Genomic DNA, 20,057 nt, shown 5'->3' on the forward strand with positions numbered 1-20,057 from the left:
ATTTGTATGCAGCCTGCGCCTAAGCTGTGAGCCCGTGGTCGTAGGCGTACCTGGTGGCAGCAACCCTGGACTGCAGCCCAAGCTTGAGGAAGATGTTGCTGATGTGCCGTGCAACGGTCTTTTCGCTCAGGTAGAGCTCACCGGCGATGGCACGGTTGGCTTTGCCGGCCGCCACGAGCCGGAGCACTTCGAGTTCACGCGGCGTGAGTGGTTCGGGCGGCGCGTCATGCGCGGGCGCGTACTGGAGCGAGGCTGCCCAGGCAGCTGCAGGGGCAGCGCCAAGGGCAAGGAATTCCGCGTGTGCCGCCTCGAAGTCCATCTCCGCCGAATCGTCGTCGCCGGCTGCGCGGCACGCCTGGCCCACCAGGGTGCGGCAGCGTGCAGCTTCGAACGGAACGCCCAGTTCCCGCCAGAGCGTCCAACCCCGCCGCAGGACCGCCTGCGCTTGGGCCGGTTCTCCTTCGGCGAGCAGGACGGCGCCGCCGGCCTGGCAGGAGGCAGCCTGCAGCATGGGCATCCCGCGGTCCTGCGCAACGGCGGCCAGCTCGTCGGCGGACCGCCGTGCGGCGGCGGTGTCCCCCGCGGCCAGCTCGATTTCCACGAGCGCCGGCAGCAGGTGGCGGCGGGTGCCGAGGTCGGCGGCGTCGGCTGCCCTGCGGATGAGGGCCTGCGCGGCGGGGATATCGCTGCGGGCCAGCTTCAGCAGGGCGAGTCCCGGCTGGGGCTCATAGCCGCTGCGCCCGGCTTGCCGGTAGCATTCCTCTGCCGCCGCGAACTGGCCCCTCAGCCGTTCCACCTCGCCCTGCTGGTAATAGCCGCCATAGAGGGCCTGGTAGTCCCCCGCCTCAGACAGCTGTTGTGCCTTCTTCGCGGCGCTGACGGCGTCATTCCAGGCCCCGTGCAGTCGGTACAGTTCGGCGCGGTGGGCCTGGCACTGGCCGCTGTAAAGGACCATGTCCGGCCGTCCCCCACACCACCGGTCCAGTGCCGCTGTCCATTCCAGGGCGCGGCGCAGGTCGTACGCCAGGTGGCAGCTGCCGATGACGGCGCAGTAGATGATTCCCGAGGGGACCGGCGAAAGTTCCCCAGCGGTCACGGCAACCATTACCTCGTCCAAGAGGCCAAGGCCGGCGCTGATGTCGCCGAGCATCAAGCTGGCCTGGCCGGTGCCCAGCAAAGAGAGCGAGATGAGGTCCCGGTCCTGGAACCTTTCGCCGACGGCCAGGGCGTCCGCGAAGACCCGTCGGGCACCTTCAGCGTTGCCTCCGTACAGCATGCCCAGTGCCGTGGGAAGAAGCACCAGGCCCTCCACTGCGCAGGGTTCACTCAGTTCGGCCGCGAGCCGTCCGGCACGGGCAAACCAGCCAGTGCCGCGGGCCAGCTGGCCGGCGTTCATCAGGTGTATGCCGATCCACCCGGCGCACCGTGCCGCGCCCGGCACATCGCCGACGACGAGGTATTCCTCATGGGCGCGGGTGAGGGTGTCAATTCCCGAGGCAAACTTGCCGGTCAGGATCTCCACGGTGGCCAGGCGTTCGAGGTCGGGCGCAGGAAGCCCGCCACGCTGGTCGGCGTCCAGCAAGTCCTCGAAGGCCTCGGTCCAGCGATGCCCCTCGAAGGCGGAACGGCCCCGGTCAAGGCCGGCTTCAGACGATGCCATGATGCCTCCCGCACCTTTTAAGCGCCACGGTACGCCGGGGTGCCGGGGTGCACAAGCTCCGGCACAACGGCCGGGAACGGAGTGCCAAGGGGTTCAAAAGAGGTTGAGAGGGCACGAAAAAGGCCGGCCCGGCGCGGGCGGTTCGTGGGAACCTCCTGCGCCGGGCCGGCTTTACAGCACCGCGTGGAAGCTAGTGCTGGTGCCCTGCGTGCTCGTCCTCGTCGGCCGGCTTTTCGACAACGAGGGTCTCGGTGGTGAGAACCAGCGCTGCGATGGAAGCGGCGTTGCGGAGGGCTGCGCGCGTCACCTTGACGGGGTCGATGACGCCGGCGGCGATGAGGTCTTCGTACTCGCCGGTCTTGGCGTTGAAGCCGTGGTGGACGGGGGATTCCGCCACCTTGGCAGCTACGACATAGCCGTCGAAGCCGGCGTTCTGGGCGATCCAGCGCACGGGCTGGACCAGTGCGCGGCGGACGATTCCCACTGCTGCTGCCGCGTCGCCTTCCAGGGCGGTGACCGCGGGGTCCTCATCCAGTGCCTTGAGGGCGTGGATCAGGGCGGAACCGCCACCGGCAACGATGCCTTCTTCGAGGGCTGCGCGGGTGGAGGATACGGCGTCCTCAATGCGGTGCTTCTTTTCCTTCAGCTCAACCTCGGTGGCTGCGCCAACCTTGATCACGCCGATGCCGCCGGCCAGCTTGGCCAGGCGCTCCTGAAGCTTTTCCTTGTCCCAGTCGGAGTCGGTGCGGGTCAGCTCGGCCCGCAGCTGGGCAACGCGTGCCGCAACGTCCTCGGCCGATCCGGCACCGTCAACGATGGTGGTGTTGTCCTTGGTGACCGTGATGCGGCGGGCCGTACCGAGCACCTCGAGGCCGACGGAATCCAGGCTCAGGCCGAGTTCCGGTGAAACGACCTGGGCGCCGGTGAGCGTTGCGATGTCCTGCAGCATGGCCTTGCGGCGGTCGCCGAAGCCGGGAGCCTTGACGGCAACGACGTTCAGGGTGCCGCGGATGCGGTTGACGATCAGCGTGGACAGGGCCTCGCCCTCGACGTCCTCGGCAATGATGAACAGCGGCTTGGAGCTCTGCAGCGCCTTCTCCAGCAGCGGCAGGAAATCCTGCACCGAGGAGATCTTGCCCTGGTTGATCAGGATGAGGGCGTCTTCAAGGACAGCTTCCTGGCGTTCCGCGTCGGTGACGAAGTACGGGGACAGGTAGCCCTTGTCGAACTGCATGCCCTCGGTGAGGACCAGCTCGGTCTGCGTGGTGGAGGACTCCTCGATGGTGATCACACCATCCTTGCCGACCTTGCCGAAAGCCTCGGCCAGGAGTTCGCCGATCTCGTCGCTCTGGGCGGAGATGGCTGCAACGTTGGCAACCTGGGTGCCCTCGACGGGACGGGCGTTCTCGAGCAGGCGCGCTGCGACGGCCTCAACCGACACTTCGATGCCGCGCTTGATCTGGCCCGGAGCGGCGCCGGCCGCAACGTTGCGCAGGCCTTCCTTGACCAGTGCCTGGGCAAGGACGGTGGCAGTGGTGGTGCCGTCGCCGGCGACGTCGTTGGTCTTGGTGGCGACTTCCTTGGCCAGCTGAGCGCCAAGGTTTTCGAACGGGTCGTCCAGTTCGACTTCGCGGGCGATGGTCACGCCGTCATTCGTAATGGTGGGAGCGCCCCACTTCTTGTCCAGCACAACGTTGCGGCCGCGCGGGCCAAGCGTCACCTTGACAGTGTTGGCGAGCTTATCGATGCCGGCTTCGAGCGACCGGCGGGCAGCGTCGTTAAACGCAAGCTGCTTTGCCATGGTTTTGTCCTTTCGAGACAGAAACCCCGCGCCGCTGACCTGTCAGAAATGAATCAGACGGGATCGGCGGCGCGGGGTCAAAGAGTTACTTTACGACGATCGCCAGAACGTCGCGGGCGGACAGCACCAGGTACTCGGTGCCGCCGGTCTTGACTTCGGTTCCGCCGTACTTGGAGTAGATAACAACGTCGCCGACGGCGACGTCGACCGGAACGCGGTTGCCGTCTTCGAAGCGGCCGGGGCCTACTGCAACGACTTCGCCTTCCTGCGGCTTCTCCTGTGCGGAGTCCGGGATGACCAGGCCGGAAGCCGTGGTCTGCTCGGCTTCGAGCGGGCGAACAACAATACGATCCTCAAGAGGCTTAATAGAGACCGACACTCGGACCTCTCCTTTTCGTCAGCAAATTCATGGACTGGAAAACTGTTGCGCCTGAGCGTGCATACCGTCGTCGCGGTGCCGGCAGCAGCGTGGCTGGCAGTTCTCCATGTGTTAGCACCCTCCTAGGGAGAGTGCTAATGATGACTCTATGTAAGTGGTTAGCACTCGGTCAAGGCGAGTGCCAGAATTTCGTCCCCGGTGAACGGCTAGCGCCCTGCCAGGTCCTCAAAGTCGACGTCGTCGCCGCCGTCCGTGTCGTCGTCGTCGTTCGTCACGTTGCGGTTCCGGTAGAGCACGACGGCGGCGGCGAGCGCCGTAACAGCCGAGGCGATCAGGAACACAAGGGCGCCCGTGCGGACGGCGGTGTACGACTCGCGGATTTGCCGCGCCTCCTCGGTGTCGTCCCGGATGTTCTGGCCGCCCACCGAGTAAACAGTGGCGTTGAAGGAGTCCAGGAAGAAGATGATCATCAGGAGCGCCAGGCAGACTACGGCGATGGCGGACCCGGCGATCAGCGCGGGGCGGGCGTATCTGGCAAGGCCCGTGTGCTGGTGGTGGTGATTGCTCTGATCATCGACCGGTGGCTGCGGCCCTGCGCTGTCTTCCATGCCTCCAACCCTATCGGCACCGCGGGCGCCGGGCTGCTCCATGCGTCGTCTCGATTAGGCTTGATGACATGGCTGACGCACCGCAGGACCTGATCGCCCCCCTCCTGACCAGCGAAGGCTGGGAGCTGCTGGCGTCGCTGGGTCCGTACCGGGAAGATGAAGCGTTCAAGCTCAATGAGTCCCTGCGCAAGGCCGGCCACTCCCCCGCACTGGTGTCGGCGGTCCTCACCCAGTCCCGGCTGCGGACCAAGGCTGAGGCCAAGTTCGGCGAATTCGCCAGGCAGATGATCTTCACTCCGGCCGGGTTGGAGCAGGCCACGCGCCTTACCGTCGCAGCCCGGCACGCTGAACGCTTCGCCACTGCGGGAATCGAACACGTGGCTGACCTCGGCTGCGGGCTGGGCGCCGATTCGATGGCCTTGGCCTCCATGGACATCAGGGTGACCGCCGTGGAGATGGACGAGACCACCGCCGCCTGCGCCACCATGAACCTGATTCCGTTCCCGCACGCGAGTGTGGTCCACTCGGACGCCACCTCCGTCCCGCTCGACAGCGTGGGCGGCGTCTGGCTGGATCCGGCCCGCCGCACCACCTCGACGTCGGGCACGCGGCGGATTTGGGATCCGGAGGAATTCTCCCCGCCGCTGTCCTTCGTGGAATCCCTGGCCCGCTCCGGACTGGCGGTCGGCGTGAAGATGGGGCCAGGCATCCCGCACGATTCCGTGCCGGCCGGTTGCGAAGCGCAGTGGGTATCCGTAGGCGGCGACGTCACCGAAGTGACGCTGTGGTTCAACGCGGTCAGCAGGCCCGGGATCCGGCGCGCGGCCCTGCTCCTGGGTCCGCAAGGCGCCGCGGAAATCACCAGCGCGGAAGAGTTCGACGCCGGACCGGTGGCCCCCGTGGGCCCCGTGGAGGGGTACTTGTACGAGCCGGACGGAGCGGTCATCCGGGCAGGGCTCGTGGCGGATGTCGCGCTGCGGCTGGGCGGCCACCTCGTGGACGAACACATCGCCTATATCTGCGCGCCGGAGCTCGTGGATACCCCGTTCGCCAGGGCGTACAAAGTTCTGGAGGTCATGCCTTTCAACGTCAAGGCGCTCAAGGCATGGGTGAAGCAGAACAACATCGGCGTGCTGGACATCAAAAAACGGGGCACGTCGGTCACTCCGGAGGAACTCCGCAGGCAGCTGCTCTCCGGCAGCAGGACCCCAGGCAAGGGTTCCAAGGGCAAGAAAACAGCCACCCTGGTCCTCACCAGGATCGGCGAGGACCGGGTGGCCATCTCGGTGGAGCCGGTACTGGCCCCGGCGTAGCCTGCCCGCAGCTACTGGGCCCGCATGAACTCTTCGGCCGCCCGGACCTGTTCGTCCGTGGGCCGGACGCCCGTGTAAAGCACAAACTGCTCCAGGGCCTGGATCGTGGCTACTTCCGCGCCGGTGATGACCGTCTTCCCGGCAGCCCGGGCTGCCTTGACGAGGGGCGTTTCAGCCGGCAGCGCAACGACGTCGAACACCACCTTCGCGGCATCCACCGCCTCCGGCGGGAAGGACAGCGAGTCGGCGTCGGGACCGCCCGCCATGCCGACGGGTGTCACGTTGATAATCATGTCGGCCGTGCCGCCCTGGTCCGCCTCGGGCAGTTCGGCGCTCCACTTGAACCCGTAGAGGTCCGCGAGCGCCTTCCCGGATGCCTCATTGCGGGCGATGACCGTGACGTCGGAGAATCCTGCGTCGCGGAGGGCGGCCGCGGTGGCCTTGGCCATACCGCCGGAGCCCTTGAGCAGCACTGAATACTCAACAGGGACGGCATTGCGCTGCAGCAGTTGCTCGATCGCGGTGTAGTCGGTGTTGTAGGCCGTGAGCCTGCCGCCGTCGTTCACGATCGTGTTGACCGAATCGATGGCCTTGGCTGAGGGGTCCATGGCATCAACCAGTGCGATGACGTCTTCCTTGTACGGCATGGACACCGCACAGCCCCGGATGCCCAGGCCCCTGACGCCGGCGATGGCCTGCGCGAGGTCCGTCGGTGCGAAGGCCTTGTAGATCCAGTTCAGGCCCAGCTGCTCGTAAAGGTGGTTGTGGAAACGGGTCCCGTTGTTGCTCGGCCGGGCCGAGAGGGAAATGCACAGGGTCATGTCTTTATTCAGAATTGGCACGGGTCCATTAAACGCCTCCGCAGTCCGGACAGCACTGTTACGCCACGCGGCAGCTGCGTCAGCAGCCGCTTCCGGACGCATAAGGTCCGACGGCGGCGGGCAGCTTTCCGGTGGCCGGCGCCTTGCCGGCCAGGACGGCAGCCAGGGCGTTGAAGGCTTCCTGGCTCCGGCCGTAGAGGGCGACTTTGGCGGGGGCCGCCGAGCCGGCCAGCGGCCAGGGCGCATCGAGGGCCACTACGACGTCGCCTGTGGCGGGCGGCCCTCCGAAGCCGATCAGCGTCACAAGCGGCCCGGCGCCGATCGTAATGCCGGCCGCACGGGCGGCCTGAGCGAAGCGCGCCCGGTCCTGTTCGCTGCCGCCGGCCACGCGGACGCTGCCGGGCACCATCGGTCCGTGGCACGGCCCGGCGAGGACCGTCACTGCTGCCGCTGAAACACGCTGGGAGAGGGCGGAGCCGCTGCCCGGGGCGGCGGCCGGCGGTACAGGAGTCCGGGCACGCCACATCATCATGGTCACCACGCGCTGTGCCGCCTCGTTAAGGCGCGACGCCGGCACGGCGCCGGTCGTGACCGCGCGGACCAATGCCGAATGCGCCGCTGCCACATTCCCCGGCATGAGCAGCAGGTCTGCTCCCGCAGCCAGTGCCAGCGGTGCGGCGGAGTCCCCGGGGTACTGCTTCTGCACCGCTCCCATGTTGAGCGCGTCGGTCACGGCCACACCTTTGAAACCCATGCCGCGGAGGGCTGCGTAACTCGGTTTGGACAGCGACGCCGGAACGCCCGGCTCCATGGCGGGCACGGAAATGTGGCCCATCATAATCACCGGCAGCCCGGAGTCGATGGCGGCCTGGAAAGGCTTCCAGTCCTTTGCGCGCAGTTCCGCCACCGTTGCTGCCTGCACGGGCATGTTCTCGTGCGAGTCGACAACCACGGAGCCATGCCCGGGGAAGTGCTTGACAGAGGGCAGGAGCCCCGCCGCCAGCATTCCCTGGGCAAACCCAACGCCCAGGCTTGCCGCCGCGTCCGCGTTGCCGGACATGGCCCTCGCACCGATGGTGGGGTCCTGCGGGCCGGCTGTGACATCTGTGGCCGGTGCGAAGTCCGCGGTGAATCCGAGGCCGGCCAGCTCCGAGGCCATTGCCTTGCCGCCTTCGGTTGCGAGCCCGACGCTGCCGGCGGCGCCATAGCTCATGGGGGCCGGCCATTCCGTCAACGGAGCGCGCAGCCTCGCCACAACGCCGCCTTCCTGGTCCACGCCGATGACCGCCGGCCAGGTGCGTCCGTCCGCCTTGGCCGCCTTGTGCAGGTGGCCTATGCCGGCTGCCATCGCAGCGGTGTCCACGGTTCCGTCGGCGAACAGCGGCACGTTGTCACCCATGACGATCGATCCGCCAAGGTGCAGCCGCTCGATAGCGGCCGCCTGCGCAGCAAGGTCGGTTCCTGTGAAGAACGGCATCAGAATCTGTCCGGCCTTCTGCTCAATGCTCATTTTCGCCACCGCGGCGCGGGCTGCGTCTTCGTCGCGCTGCTGCGGTCCCCAGCCAAGCTCACGTTCGCCAGGGGCGGGAGCGGGAGATTCGGGAACAGCGGGGCTGCCGGTACCGTCAGGGCCGGGCCGGGTGACGCTCTCCGACGGTGACGGTGACGGCGTTGCGGAGGGAGTTCCGGCTGGCGTTCCGGAGGCGGACGGGGATGGCACGCCCGTACAGGCGGTGGACGCAAGCATTGCCGCCGTCACCGCGAGGGTCGCCGCTGTTGTGGAAAATGCTTTGCGCGACCTCTTTTTGTGCGTTTTATTGTGGGCACTGTCACTGCGTCCTTGAAACCAAGCCATCAACTCGATGCTACCCCTGCACTAGACTTGAACCACCCGTTGCCCGCCCGCAGGTGGCTTCGGCAACGGACGCGGAAACAGTGAAGGGACCACATGAAGATTGATTTCGCTTCATCCAGGCAATCAACTCTTGGTGTGGAATGGGAGCTTGCGCTGGTCAATGCCGAAACAGGCGAGCTGGCCTCGGTGGCAAGCGAAGTGCTCCGCGGCGTGGCCGCCCGGCACCCGGAGTTGAACGAGGATGACGAACATCCGCACATCAAGCAGGAACTGCTGCTCAACACGGTGGAACTCGTCACCGGCATCTGCGAAACCGTAGCCCAGGCAAAGGCCGACCTCAGCAGTTCACTCGCTGCCGTCCGCGAAGTCACCGATCCCATGGGTGTTGAAATCTTCTGCGCCGGGAGCCACCCTTTCAGTCCTCCACAATTGCAGCCGGTCACGGACAAGGCGCGCTACGCCAAACTTATTGACCGCACCCAGTGGTGGGGCCGCCAGATGGTGATCTACGGAGTCCACGTCCATGTGGGCCTGGACAGCCGCGACAAGGTCCTGCCGGTGCTGGATGGCCTGGTGAATTATTTTCCGCACTTCCAGGCACTGTCCGCCTCAAGTCCCTTCTGGGGGGGCGAGGACACCGGCTACGCGTCACACCGCGCCCTCATGTTCCAGCAACTGCCCACCGCGGGCCTGCCGTTCCAGTTCTCCACCTGGGCGGAGTACGAATCCTATGTACAGGACATGTTCACCACCGGCGTGATCGACACCCTCTCGGAGATCCGCTGGGACATCCGACCGGTGCCCAACCTCGGCACCATCGAGATGCGCATTTGCGACGGCCTGGCCACCCTGGAGGAAGTCGGCGCCATCGCGGCCCTGACCCAGTGCCTGGTGGACGAATTCTCCACCACCCTGGACAACGGCGGCACCATTCCCACCATGCCTCCCTGGCACATCCAGGAGAACAAATGGCGTGCTGCCCGTTATGGGCTGGATGCGATCATCATCCTCGACGCGCAGGGCAACGAGCAGCTGGTCACTGAGCACCTGCTTGAAACGCTGAACCGGCTCGAGCCCGTGGCCGCGAAGCTGGGTTGCTCGGACGAGCTTGCCGACGTCGAAAAAATCATCAGCCGCGGTGCCGGCTACCAGCGGCAGCGCCGTGTTGCAGCGGAGCACGGCGGCGATCTCCGGGCCGTTGTGCTGGACCTCGTGAATCAGATGCGGAACGGCCCCACTTCCTGAGCCTTCGCTGCAGCGCGAAGCTGCGGGCCTGCGCCTCGGCGGGGCTAACGGCTGAGTTTCGGAGCTACGCCGAGACCGTAGTGACGGGCATGGACGAATCCGGCGCGAAGCTGATGCCGCTGGGTTCGATGCCGGCCATGACCAGCTGCGCCCCGAGGGCCGCCACCATGGCCCCGTTGTCGGTGCACAGCTCCAGCGGCGGAACAGTCAGCCGGATCCCGGCGGCGCTGCACCGCTGTTCGGTGAGCTGGCGCAGCCGTGAGTTCGCGGCAACTCCGCCGCCCAGCAAAAGCTCGGTGATGCCGTTTTCCCGGCAGGCGAGCACTGCTTTGGAGGTGATCACGTCCACCACGGCTTCCTGGAAGGCCGCCGCGATGTCCGCCACCGGCACGTCCTCGCCGCGGGCCTCGAACTGCTCCACGCAGCGGGCCACTGCGGTCTTCAACCCGCTGAAGGACCAGTCGTAGCGGTGCGGTCCGGGTTCGTCCGCGGTTCCCATGTACTTGGGCTGCGTCAGCCCGCGCGGGAACCGGATGGCTTTCGCGTTGCCCGTCCGGGCCAGCTTGTCGATGGCCGGGCCGCCCGGGTAGCCAAGCCCCAGGAGCCGCGCCACTTTGTCGTAGGCTTCCCCGGCGGCGTCGTCAATGGTGGAACCCAGCAGCTCGACGTCGTCGGTGATGTTCCTGATCCGGAGGATTTCGGTGTGGCCGCCGGAGACCAGCAGGGCGCCCAGGTGATCCGGCAGCGTGTTCTCAGCCTGCAGCAGGCCGACGCCGACGTGGGCCACCAGGTGGTTGATGGCGTACAACGGTTTGCCCGTGGCCACGGCGAGGGCCTTGGCGGCGCACACGCCCACCATCAGCGCCCCGGCCAGGCCCGGACCGGAGGTGACGGCGATCGCGTCCACGTCCTCGAGCGTCACCCCGGCCTCCGTAAGGGCTGCTTGGAGCGTGGGCACGAAGGCGTCCAGGTGCGCACGGGATGCAATCTCGGGGATGACCCCGCCGAAGCGGACATGCTCCTCCATGGAGGAGGACACGGTGTTGGTAAGCAGGGCCGTTCCGCGCACGATTCCCACTCCCGTCTCATCGCAGGAGGACTCGATGCCCAGGACCAGGGGCTGCGTTTGGTTCATAATGTGTCTGCCTCCGTGGCCGGCAAGTGGTCTGGGGTCGCGTCCGTGCCCGCCGGGCTTGCCAAAAGGCTGGAGTCCGGGAGCTGGAGGCGCATGATCAGGGCGTCCACGCCGTCCCGGTAATACCTCGGCCGGACGTGGATCTGTTCGAAACCGAAGCGGCGGTACAGCTGCTGGGCCCGGGGGTTGTCCGCCCTGACCTCCAGCAGCACGTCCGCCGCGCGTCGCCGCCGGCCTTCGGCGATGAGCTCGGTCAGCAGGGCCGAGCCGATCCCCTTGCCCTCGCGTTCAGGGACAACAGCGATGGTCTGCACGTCCGCAATCGGTTCGATGCACATGAGTCCGGCGTAACCCACAATTTCGCCGGCAATCTCGGCCACCAGGTAATGGCGGGTCTCGGCCTGCGCCAGTTCGTCATGGAACATCTGGAGCGGCCACGCGTCCACCGGGAACAGCCTGCATTCGAGGGTGTGCACCGCGGGGATGTCCGTTTGGTTCATGCTGCGCAGCGTCACCCCGGCCGGCGCGGTGCCGGCTGCGCCGGTCCCCGTCCCGTTCACAGCGCACGCTTCCGGGGACCGGGGACCTGGGCGTCGGACTCGCGCAGGTACAGCGGGGTGGAGTCCAGCAGCTTCTCCCCCGCGGCCAGCCTGGCCAGGGCGAACTGGCCCAGGTAGAGGGCATCGGGCTGCTCGGAGCTGAAGTCGGGGTCCGCGCGGAGGACGTCCTCGTAGATGCCCGCGCCGGCACCGTAGGCCGGGAGGTCGGGCAAATCGGCTGCGAAGCCCACGTGCGGGCCGTCAACGAGCAGGGGCAGCTGGCCGTCGGCGAGTGTGTAGCGGGCCCAGTACACCTCTTTGCGCCGGGCGTCCGTTGCCACCAGGAATTCCGGCACGGCGGCGGTTGATTCGGCCACTTCCAGGGCCATGGCGTCCAGGCTCATCAGGCCGTACAGGGGTTTGCCCCAGACGTAGGACAGGGTCCGCGCGGTGGCGATCCCGGACCGCAGGCCGGTAAACGGGCCCGGGCCCACACCGGTCACAATGGCGTCGATATCCGCCCCCGTCACGCCGGCGTCCGCAAGCATGTCGTTGATGCCCGGGGCCAGCACTTCAGCGTGGCTGCGGGTGTCCTCCGTGGAGAAACTCGCCAGCACTCCTTCCGGCGCATCGTCCGAAACCAGCGCCGCACTGGCCACGGCTGACGTGTCGATGGCAAGGATGAGCATCAGGAGTTCCCTTTCAAGGCGGCAGGCAGCAGGGGCTGCTCAGCCCAGCGCGGGCCGAAGCCGCGGATCACGATGGTGCGGGGCTCGTCGTCGTCGTCCGTATCAAAGTCCAGCACGCCGCCCGCGGCGTCGGGTGAGGGCCGCAGCGGCCGGTGCAGTTCGACGTCGAGCAGGCTGTCACTAAGGTGCTCCACCCGGCCGCGGCCCCACTCCACCACGGTGACGGTGCTGTCCAGGGTGTTTTCGAGGTCGATGTCGTCGATTTCCGCAGCGGTTTCCAGCCGGTAGGCATCCACATGCACCAGGTCGGGACCGCCGGGGCGCGGCCCGTCTGGAAGGTTGGGGTGGATCCGGACCAGGACGAACGTGGGCGAAATGATGCCGGCACGCACCCCCAGGCCCTCGCCAAGGCCCTGGGTGAAGGTGGTCTTCCCGGCACCGAGTTCACCTGTCAGGATGACCAGGTCGCCAGCCTCCAGAACGCCGCCGAGGGCCGCGGCGAGGGCATGGGTCTCCTCAGCACTTTGCACTGTCAGGGACAGCTCCCACTGCTGTTCGCTCATTGCGATCCACCCCGACCGCCGAGGCGGTTCCCGTTAGCGGGGATCTCATTGATATACCGCCGTGGGACCCGCGGGCTGATCCGCGTCACGATCTCGTAGTTGATGGTGCCCGCCGCACGCGCCCAGTCGTCCGCCGTCGGGCCGCCGTCGGCGCCATCGCCGAAGAGGACCGCTTCGGCCCCCAGCACGCTGGCTCCGCCGGACGACACGCCGCGGGGTCCGAGGTCGATCACCATCTGGTCCATGGCGATCCTGCCCACCACCGGGTAGTTGCGGCCCTCCACCCGGACGGGGCCGCCTGTGGCAACGCGGGGCACGCCGTCGGCATATCCGAGCGGGATCAGTCCCAGCGTGCTGGCGCCGGCGGTGCGGTAGTTGAGGCCGTAGGAAACGCCCTGGCCGGCGGGGACGTCCTTGCAGTGGGACACCTTGGTGCGGACGGTCATGGCGGGTCGGAGTCCAAGCTCCGCCGGGGACTGGCCCTCGAAGGGCGAGAGACCGTAGATGCCGAGGCCCACGCGGACCAGGTCGAAGTGCGTGTCGGGGCGGGAAAGCGTGGCCGGGGTATTGGCCAGGTGCCGCACTTCGGGGTCCACCCCGGCGTCTTCGGCGATGGCCAACACCTCGCGGAAGGCCTGCAGCTGCTGGTCCGTTTCCGGGCGGTGCGGTTCGTCCGCCACGGCAAGATGGGAGAAAATTCCCACCACGCGGAGCAGGCCTTCGTCCTGGTATTCCATCGCTTCGCCCACCAGGCTGTCCCACGCGTCCAGCGTTGCGCCGTTGCGGCCCAGGCCGGTGTCCACCTTCAGGTGGACGCGCGCGGGACGTTCCTGCTCACGGGCCGCCAGGACAATCTTTTCCAGTTCCCAGCCGGAGCAGCCAATGTCGATTCCGGCGGCGACGGCGGCACCGAAGTTGCTGTCCGGCGTGTGCAGCCAGGCGAGCAGCGGCGCCTCGATTCCCGCAGCCCGCAGGGCAAGGGCCTCGGAAATGTGCGCCACCCCAAGCCAGCGGGCGCCGGCGTCGAGCGCTGCCCGGGCCACGGGCACGGCCCCGTGCCCGTAGGCATCCGCCTTCACCACCGCCATGACCTGTGCCGGGGAGGCGACGGCGGCCAGATGGCGGACGTTGTGCCGGATGGCATCGAGGTCGATCACTGCTGAACGTTCGCTGGCTGAACGTTCGGTTGCTGCTGGGTAAGTCACCCTAGTGATTCTAGTGGGGGCATGGCGGGTGGCTTAATTCGGCTAGGCGTCGGAGAGGTGGGCGATGGTGGCAGTGGCCCGTCGCAGTGCCTGCGGGGGAACGTCGCGCACGATTTCCTCCAGGAAGCTGAAGCGCCGCAGCCACTGGCTGCTCTGCCGTTCCGGCCGCGCGTTGGCCCGCTTCCACCAGTCTGCGATGTCCCCCCAGCCCGGCGCGGCAAGGGAACCGCCCACTTCCTGGACAGCCAGGGACGCGCACAGGTTGGCGAACCGCAGCCGGTCCGCCAGCGGCCAGCGCGCCAGGCTGCCCACGATGAACGCCGCACCGAAGCAGTCTCCTGCCCCGGTGGGATCGAACGCGGAGACCGGCAGCGAAGGCACCCACTCTTCCTCGCCCGTTTCGGAGTCCACGGCCATGGCGCCCTGCGGCCCCAGGGTGACCACGGCCACCGGCACCCGGTCGGCGAGCGCATACAGTGCCGCCCACGGGGTGTCGCGGCCGGTGAAGGCCATGGCCTCGCGCTGGTTGGGCATGAAGGCGTGGAAGTACTGCAGGTTGTCCAGTCGGGTGGAGGACCATTTGCCGGTGGCGTCCCAGCCGACGTCACCGAAAAGCTTGACCCCTGCCCCGTGGGCGGCAACGGCCCACGATGCGAGTTCCTCATCCAGGTCGGCGACGGCGGCGAGCGCGGCAGGGGGGGTGCCGATCAGTTCCGATGAGGTGACCGGCGCCGGGTGGCCGTGGGTCACCATGGAGCGGTCGTGCTGCACGCTGAGCGAGACTGTCACGGGTGAGTGCCAGCCGGGGACGCGCCGGGATAGGGACAGGTCCACATGCTCCTGGGCGGCCAGGATCTTCCAGTTGTAGTCCCCGTAACCGTCGTCGCCGAAGGCGGCCGCCAGCCCGGTCCGCAGGCCCAGCCGTGCGGCGGCGATGGCCTGGTTGGCTACACCGCCGGGGCAGCTGCCCATGCCCTCGCTCCAGATCTCCGTGCCCGGCTCGGGCGCGTGGGGCAGCCCGGTGAAGATGATGTCCTGGAAAACCGTTCCGGTCAGGAGCAGATCGAAGCTCCCGTCCGCGGGGGTGCGGACGGCGGCGAGCGGGTCGAACCGGCGCTCTGGTATCGCGTCCATGTTCGGCAGACTACGCCCTCGCGGCACCCGTGCAAAGTGCCCCGCCGTGGTCCACCGTGAGGGGTCCGGCCGGGCGGCATAGACTGCGTGGTATGCGGCTCATGATTGCCGGTGGCGGCGGGTTCCGTGTCCCGCTGGTTTACCGGGCGCTCACCGCCGGCCCCTTCGCGGGGCTGGTGCGCGAGCTTGTCCTGTTCGACGTCGATCCCCTGCGGCTCGCCGCCATGGAAGCTGTCCTGGCATCCATGGGCGCAGCCGCTGGCGCATCCGGCCCCGACGTCAGCACCACCACCTCCCTGGCCGAAGGCCTTCACGGCACCGACATGGTATTCGCTGCCATCCGCCCGGGAGGAACAGCGGGCCGGACCGCCGACGAACGCGTGGCCCTTCGCCTGGGACTGCTGGGCCAGGAGACCACCGGCGCGGGCGGAATCTCCTACGCCCTGCGGTCCATCCCGGGGATGCTGGAGCTGGCCCGCGAAATGAAGCAGCGATGCCCGGAGGCCTGGCTGGTCAACTTCACCAACCCGGCCGGGATGGTCACCGAGGCGCTGGTACCTGTACTGGGAGACAGGGTGATCGGCATCTGCGATTCCGCCGGCGGCCTGGTCCACCGGGCGGCCCGCGCGGCCGGCGCCCCGTTGCCTGAAGGAAGGCTCGACGGCGTGGGCTACTACGGCCTCAACCATCTGGGCTGGCTGTACCGGCTGGAGTCCGGCGGAAAGGACCTGCTGCCCGGGCTTCTGGCCGACGCAGGGGCGCTGTCCGGCTTCGAGGAGGGCCGGCTGTTCCGGCAGCCGTTCCTGCAGTCCCTGGGGTGCCTGCCCAACGAGTACCTGTACTACTACTACGACACGGAGCGCGCCGTTACTGCCATCCGTGCCATGCGCCAGACCCGCGGCGAATCCATTCACGAGCAGCAGGCGGGGCTGTACCCCGCGCTGGCCGCGGCCGGGCCCCGGGCCTACGAACTGTGGGACGCGGCCCGCCGTTCGCGCGAGGAGGGCTACCTGGCCGAGGCCCGCACCGGCGGAGAACAGCGGGACGAGGACGACCTCGCCGGCGGCGGCTACGAGCGGGTCGCGCTCGGCGTGATGCGGGCCCTGACGGGCGGCAGGGCCGCCGGCGTCGAACTCATCCTGAACACCCCCAACGCTGGTGCGGTTCCCGGGTTGCCGGCGGACGCCGTCGTCGAAGTTCCCTGCGTGGTGACCCCCGACGGCGCGGTGCCGCTGCCGCAGGACCGTCCGGCCCCCGCTCAACTGGCCCTCATGCAGCGGGTCAAGGAGGTGGAGCGGCTGACGGTGTCCGCCGCGGTGCAGGGACGCCGCGACGACGCCCGCCGGGCGTTCACCCTCCACCCGCTGATCGATTCTGTGGAGCTGGGGGCCGAACTGCTGGCCGGGTACGAGGCATCGTTTCCGGCGCTCCGGCAGCTGTGGCGGGACGGTGCCTGATAACGGCGGGGTCTGCTCGCAACGGCACACAGCGACTACAGGCGGCGGTACATCACCTTCAGGCCCACGTAGCCCAGCGTCGGGTGGTTGAAGGCCTCCGGGATGGTGGCCAGGACCTCGAACCCCATGGCCTGCCAGGCCGCGACGGCGCGGACGTTGCTCTCCACCACGGCGTTGAACTGCATGGCGCGGAAGCCGGCAGCCTTCGCCGCGTCCAGCGAGTAGGCGCAGAGGGCCTTGGCCAGACCCTTGCCGGCGTGGTCCGGGTGGACCATGTAGCCGGCATTGGCCACGTGGCTGCCTCCCCCGCCCTGGTTGGCGTGCAGTTCGCCGGTCCCCAGGACTTCTTCGCCCTGGACGGCCACGAATGCCTGGCCGGGGGCGTCCTTGAACCAGCGGGCCCGTGCCTCGTCCTCCGTCGTCGCGCGGTCCCAGGTGAAGGTGTCCCCTGCCCGGATCACCGGTTCCAGGATGGCCCACATGCCGGGCCAGTCGGCGGCGGTGGCCGGACGGATGTCGATGCCGGCCGCGTGCGTGGCTGAATCTGCGGTTGCGTCTGCGGTTGCGCTCACAGCCGCCACGTTAGCAGGAGTAGTGTTTTATCGGATGCAGTTCCGCCAGCCGAAGGGAGAGCCGTGACTCTGATCCGCCGTGTTGCGTTCCTCTCCCTGCACACCTCGCCCATGGAACAGCCCGGTTCCGGTGACGCCGGCGGCATGAACGTCTATGTGCGGGCGCTGGCTTCCGCACTGGCCGCCAGCGGCGTGGAGGTGGAGATCTTCACGCGGTCCACGTCGTCGGGACAGCCCGCCGTCGAACACCCTGATCCCGGCGTGTGCGTGCACAACGTGATTTCCGGGCCGCCCCGGAAGCTGCCCAAAGAGGAGCTCCCGGAACTGCTGCACAGCATGGTGGAGGAAATCGAGCGCATCCGGCAGCGCCAGCCGCATGGGCGGTACGACCTCATCCATTCGCATTACTGGGTTTCCGGGGTGGCAGGCCTGGAGCTGTCCCGGCTCTGGGGTGTGCCGCTGGTCCACACCATGCACACCATGGCCAAGGTCAAGAACCTCCTCCTGCACTCCGGCGAGAAACCCGAACCGCGGCGGCGCGAGGACGGCGAACACCGGATCGTGGACGGTGCCACACGGCTGATTGCCAACACCCCGGCCGAAGCCGCCGAACTCGTGTCGCATTACAACGCCGACTTCGACCGCATCGACGTCGCTCCCCCGGGGGTTGACCTGACGGTGTTCACGCCGGCCTTCCGGTCCCGCTCCCGGGCGCAGCTCGGAGTTCCCGCCGGCAAGTTCCATCTGCTCTTCGCCGGCCGGATCCAGCGGCTGAAGGGCCCGCAAATCCTGCTCAAGGCTGCGGCGCTGCTCCGCTCCCGCCGCCCGGACATCGACCTTCAGGTCACTATTCTGGGCGCCCTCAGCGGGGCCAAGGATTTCGACCTGAAGGCGCTGATCAGCGCCGCAGGAATGGACGACGTCGTCACGCACCATCCGCCGGTTAACTCACCTGACCTCGCCGCCTGGTTCCGCTCGGCCGACGTTGTGGTGGTCCCGTCGTACAGTGAATCCTTCGGCCTGGTGGCGCTGGAAGCCCAGGCTTGCGGGACGCCCGTGGTGGCTACCCGGGTGGGCGGGCTCTCCCGGGCCATTTTCGAGGGACGGACCGGGCTGCTGGTGGACGGGCACAAAGCTGCGGACTGGGCCGACGTGCTGGAAGCGCTGTATGACGACCCCGCCACGCGGGAGGACATGGGGCGTGCAGCGGCCCTGCATGCCCAGGGCTTCGGCTGGCAGCGGACCGCCGCCATCACGCTGGAAAGCTACCACGCCGCCGTCGACCAATACATTGATAGTCACAGAATTCCGGTGGGCCACACGCCTTAAGCCGGGCAGCGCCGGCCGGGAACCCCCGAACGGCTGACCCTGAAGCCACGAACTGAAGGACAACGATGTCTGACAACAACGTCATGAGTGACTTGGAAATCGCCCAGCGCGCCACGATGCGGCCCATCGAGGAAATCGCCGCCGCGGCCGGCATCAGCGCCGACGCCTTGGAGCTCCATGGACGGTACAAGGCAAAGATCGATCCGGCGAAGCTAGTGGTTTCGGCGCCCGAGCGCCTGCCGGGCAAGGTGGTGCTTGTCTCGGCGATGTCCCCCACGCCTGCGGGCGAGGGCAAATCCACCACCACGGTGGGTTTGGCGGATTCGCTGGCCCGGGCCGGGCAGAAGGTGATGATCGCGTTGCGCGAGCCGTCCCTGGGGCCGGTGCTGGGCATGAAGGGCGGGGCCACTGGCGGGGGCTACTCCCAGGTGCTCCCCATGGAGGAAATCAACCTGCATTTCACCGGTGACTTCCACGCCATCACCTCCGCGAACAACGCACTGATGGCCCTGGTGGACAACCATATTTTCCAGGGCAACGAACTGAACATCGATCCGCGCCGGATGACCTTCAAGCGGGTCCTGGACATGAACGACCGCTCGCTCCGCGAAGTGGTCATCGGCCTCGGCGGACCGGCGCAGGGCGTCCCGCGGCAGGACGGCTTCGACATCACGGTGGCCTCGGAGATCATGGCGGTCTTCTGCCTGGCCACGGACATAGCGGACCTCCGCGCCCGGCTGGGCCGCATCACCTTCGGCTACACGTATGACCGCAAGCCCGTCACGGTGGCGGACCTTGGTGTGCAGGGCGCCTTGACCATGCTGCTCCGGGACGCGATCAAACCCAACCTTGTGCAGACCATCGCCGGGACCCCCGCGCTGGTGCACGGCGGGCCGTTCGCCAACATCGCGCACGGCTGCAACTCGCTGATCGCCACCCAGACTGCGCGCAGACTCGCGGACATCGTGGTCACTGAGGCAGGCTTCGGCGCCGACCTCGGGGCCGAAAAGTTCATGGACATCAAGGCGAGGGTGGCGGACGTGGCGCCGTCCGCCGTCGTGCTTGTGGCAACCGTACGGGCACTGAAGATGCACGGCGGGGTGGCCAAGGACCGGCTGATGGAGCCCAACCTGGAGGCTCTGGCCACCGGCACGGCCAACCTCCGCCGGCACATCCGCAACGTGGAGAAGTTCGGGATCAGCCCCGTGGTGGCCGTCAACAAATTCGCCACGGATACCCCGGAGGAGCTGGACTGGCTGCTGGAGTGGTGTGCCGGGGAAGGAGTGCCGGCTGCCGTGGCCGACGTCTGGGGGCGAGGCGGCGGCGGGGACGGCGGCGACGACCTGGCGGCCACAGTGCTCACGGCGCTCGAGGCTCCGCACAGCTTCAGGCACCTGTATCCGCTCGAACTGTCCGTGGAGGACAAGATCCGCACCATCGTGCAGGAAATGTACGGAGCCGACGGCGTGGACTTCTCCGTGCCCGCCCTCAAACGCCTGGCCGAAATCGAGAAGAACGGCTGGGCCGGCATGCCGGTGTGCATGGCCAAGACGCAGTACTCCTTCAGCGACGACGCCACCCGCCTTGGTGCACCGAAGGGCTTCATGATCCATGTGCGTGACCTCATCCCCAAGACCGGAGCGGGCTTCATCGTGGCACTCACCGGCGCAGTGATGACCATGCCGGGCCTGCCCAAGGTCCCGGCGGCCCTGCGGATGGACGTGGACGACACCGGCAAGCCCCTGGGCCTCT

The 20,057-nt window shown here is 67.8% G+C and carries 18 protein-coding genes; 5 read left to right on the plus strand and 13 right to left on the minus strand.

Annotation, left to right across the window (positions count from 1 at the left end):
* Window positions 1–19: 19 nt before the first annotated feature.
* The 4 genes from WMN78_RS09895 to WMN78_RS09910 all read right to left on the minus strand — a co-directional run bounded on the left by WMN78_RS09895 (window position 20) and on the right by WMN78_RS09910 (window position 4,448).
* The gene (locus WMN78_RS09895; protein WP_340533575.1) at window positions 20–1,660 is read right to left on the minus strand and encodes a LuxR C-terminal-related transcriptional regulator; all 1,641 of its coding nucleotides are present in this window, start codon (window positions 1,658–1,660) and stop codon (window positions 20–22) included.
* Between the two features lie 190 nt (window positions 1,661–1,850).
* Window positions 1,851–3,461 carry a chaperonin GroEL gene (gene groL / locus WMN78_RS09900; RefSeq protein ID WP_340533576.1) on the minus strand — a complete coding sequence of 537 codons (1,611 nt, stop codon included), beginning with the start codon at window positions 3,459–3,461 and terminating at the stop codon, window positions 1,851–1,853.
* 85 nt (window positions 3,462–3,546) lie between these two features.
* Window positions 3,547–3,840 (minus strand): co-chaperone GroES, encoded by a 294-nt coding sequence (groES, locus tag WMN78_RS09905; protein ID WP_003805290.1) that lies wholly within the window; start codon window positions 3,838–3,840, stop codon window positions 3,547–3,549.
* A gap of 206 nt (window positions 3,841–4,046) precedes the next feature.
* Entirely contained in the window at window positions 4,047–4,448 is a 402-nt protein-coding gene (locus tag WMN78_RS09910) for a hypothetical protein (protein ID WP_340533577.1), read from the minus strand.
* 68 nt (window positions 4,449–4,516) lie between these two features.
* Between WMN78_RS09910 and WMN78_RS09915 the strand changes: the two genes are divergently transcribed.
* The gene (locus WMN78_RS09915; protein ID WP_340533578.1) at window positions 4,517–5,761 is read left to right on the plus strand and encodes a class I SAM-dependent methyltransferase; all 1,245 of its coding nucleotides are present in this window, start codon (window positions 4,517–4,519) and stop codon (window positions 5,759–5,761) included.
* Window positions 5,762–5,772: 11 nt separating this feature from the next.
* Here WMN78_RS09915 and WMN78_RS09920 read toward each other — a convergent pair whose 3' ends face one another.
* Complete coding sequence (locus WMN78_RS09920) at window positions 5,773–6,603, minus strand: shikimate 5-dehydrogenase (protein ID WP_340533579.1); 831 nt, start codon at window positions 6,601–6,603, stop codon at window positions 5,773–5,775.
* A 58-nt stretch (window positions 6,604–6,661) separates the two neighbouring features.
* Entirely contained in the window at window positions 6,662–8,437 is a 1,776-nt protein-coding gene (locus WMN78_RS09925; protein WP_340533580.1) for a glycoside hydrolase family 3 N-terminal domain-containing protein, read from the minus strand.
* 93 nt (window positions 8,438–8,530) lie between these two features.
* Between WMN78_RS09925 and WMN78_RS09930 the strand changes: the two genes are divergently transcribed.
* Entirely contained in the window at window positions 8,531–9,682 is a 1,152-nt protein-coding gene (locus WMN78_RS09930) for a glutamate--cysteine ligase (RefSeq protein ID WP_340533581.1), read from the plus strand.
* Between the two features lie 64 nt (window positions 9,683–9,746).
* Here the strand turns inward: WMN78_RS09930 and tsaD are convergent, their stop codons facing one another.
* From tsaD to WMN78_RS09960, 6 genes are read right to left on the minus strand one after another with little or no spacing between them, the layout of a single operon-like run.
* Window positions 9,747–10,817 (minus strand): tRNA (adenosine(37)-N6)-threonylcarbamoyltransferase complex transferase subunit TsaD, encoded by a 1,071-nt coding sequence (gene tsaD, locus WMN78_RS09935; protein WP_340533582.1) that lies wholly within the window; start codon window positions 10,815–10,817, stop codon window positions 9,747–9,749.
* Window positions 10,814–11,317: a ribosomal protein S18-alanine N-acetyltransferase gene (gene rimI / locus WMN78_RS09940; protein ID WP_340533595.1), complete on the minus strand. Its 504-nt coding sequence runs from the start codon at window positions 11,315–11,317 to the stop codon at window positions 10,814–10,816. The genes tsaD and rimI overlap by 4 nt, the downstream gene beginning before the upstream one ends.
* A gap of 56 nt (window positions 11,318–11,373) precedes the next feature.
* Window positions 11,374–12,045, minus strand: coding sequence for a tRNA (adenosine(37)-N6)-threonylcarbamoyltransferase complex dimerization subunit type 1 TsaB (tsaB, locus tag WMN78_RS09945; protein ID WP_340533583.1), 672 nt, complete (start codon window positions 12,043–12,045; stop codon window positions 11,374–11,376).
* Window positions 12,045–12,608 (minus strand): tRNA (adenosine(37)-N6)-threonylcarbamoyltransferase complex ATPase subunit type 1 TsaE, encoded by a 564-nt coding sequence (gene tsaE / locus WMN78_RS09950; protein ID WP_340533584.1) that lies wholly within the window; start codon window positions 12,606–12,608, stop codon window positions 12,045–12,047. The genes tsaB and tsaE overlap by 1 nt, the downstream gene beginning before the upstream one ends.
* Window positions 12,605–13,813, minus strand: coding sequence for an alanine racemase (alr, locus tag WMN78_RS09955; RefSeq protein ID WP_340533585.1), 1,209 nt, complete (start codon window positions 13,811–13,813; stop codon window positions 12,605–12,607). Before alr ends, tsaE begins: the two co-directional genes overlap by 4 nt.
* Before the next feature lie 42 nt (window positions 13,814–13,855).
* Window positions 13,856–14,947: a carbohydrate kinase family protein gene (locus WMN78_RS09960; RefSeq protein WP_340533586.1), complete on the minus strand. Its 1,092-nt coding sequence runs from the start codon at window positions 14,945–14,947 to the stop codon at window positions 13,856–13,858.
* Between the two features lie 92 nt (window positions 14,948–15,039).
* On the opposite strand from WMN78_RS09960, the gene WMN78_RS09965 reads away from it, so the two are divergent.
* Window positions 15,040–16,404 carry a 6-phospho-beta-glucosidase gene (locus WMN78_RS09965; protein WP_340533587.1) on the plus strand — a complete coding sequence of 455 codons (1,365 nt, stop codon included), beginning with the start codon at window positions 15,040–15,042 and terminating at the stop codon, window positions 16,402–16,404.
* Window positions 16,405–16,439: 35 nt separating this feature from the next.
* Here WMN78_RS09965 and WMN78_RS09970 read toward each other — a convergent pair whose 3' ends face one another.
* Entirely contained in the window at window positions 16,440–16,976 is a 537-nt protein-coding gene (locus tag WMN78_RS09970; RefSeq protein ID WP_340533588.1) for a GNAT family N-acetyltransferase, read from the minus strand.
* A 63-nt stretch (window positions 16,977–17,039) separates the two neighbouring features.
* Here WMN78_RS09970 and mshA point away from each other — a divergent pair, with 63 nt between their 5' ends.
* Both mshA and WMN78_RS09980 read left to right on the plus strand, forming a co-directional pair.
* Window positions 17,040–18,305: a D-inositol-3-phosphate glycosyltransferase gene (mshA, locus tag WMN78_RS09975; protein ID WP_340533589.1), complete on the plus strand. Its 1,266-nt coding sequence runs from the start codon at window positions 17,040–17,042 to the stop codon at window positions 18,303–18,305.
* Window positions 18,306–18,370: 65 nt separating this feature from the next.
* On the plus strand, window positions 18,371–20,057 hold a 1,687-nt coding region (locus WMN78_RS09980; protein ID WP_340533590.1), incomplete at its 3' end, for a formate--tetrahydrofolate ligase.

Source organism: Arthrobacter oryzae (assembly GCF_037911235.1).
Taxonomy (GTDB): domain Bacteria; phylum Actinomycetota; class Actinomycetes; order Actinomycetales; family Micrococcaceae; genus Arthrobacter; species Arthrobacter oryzae_E.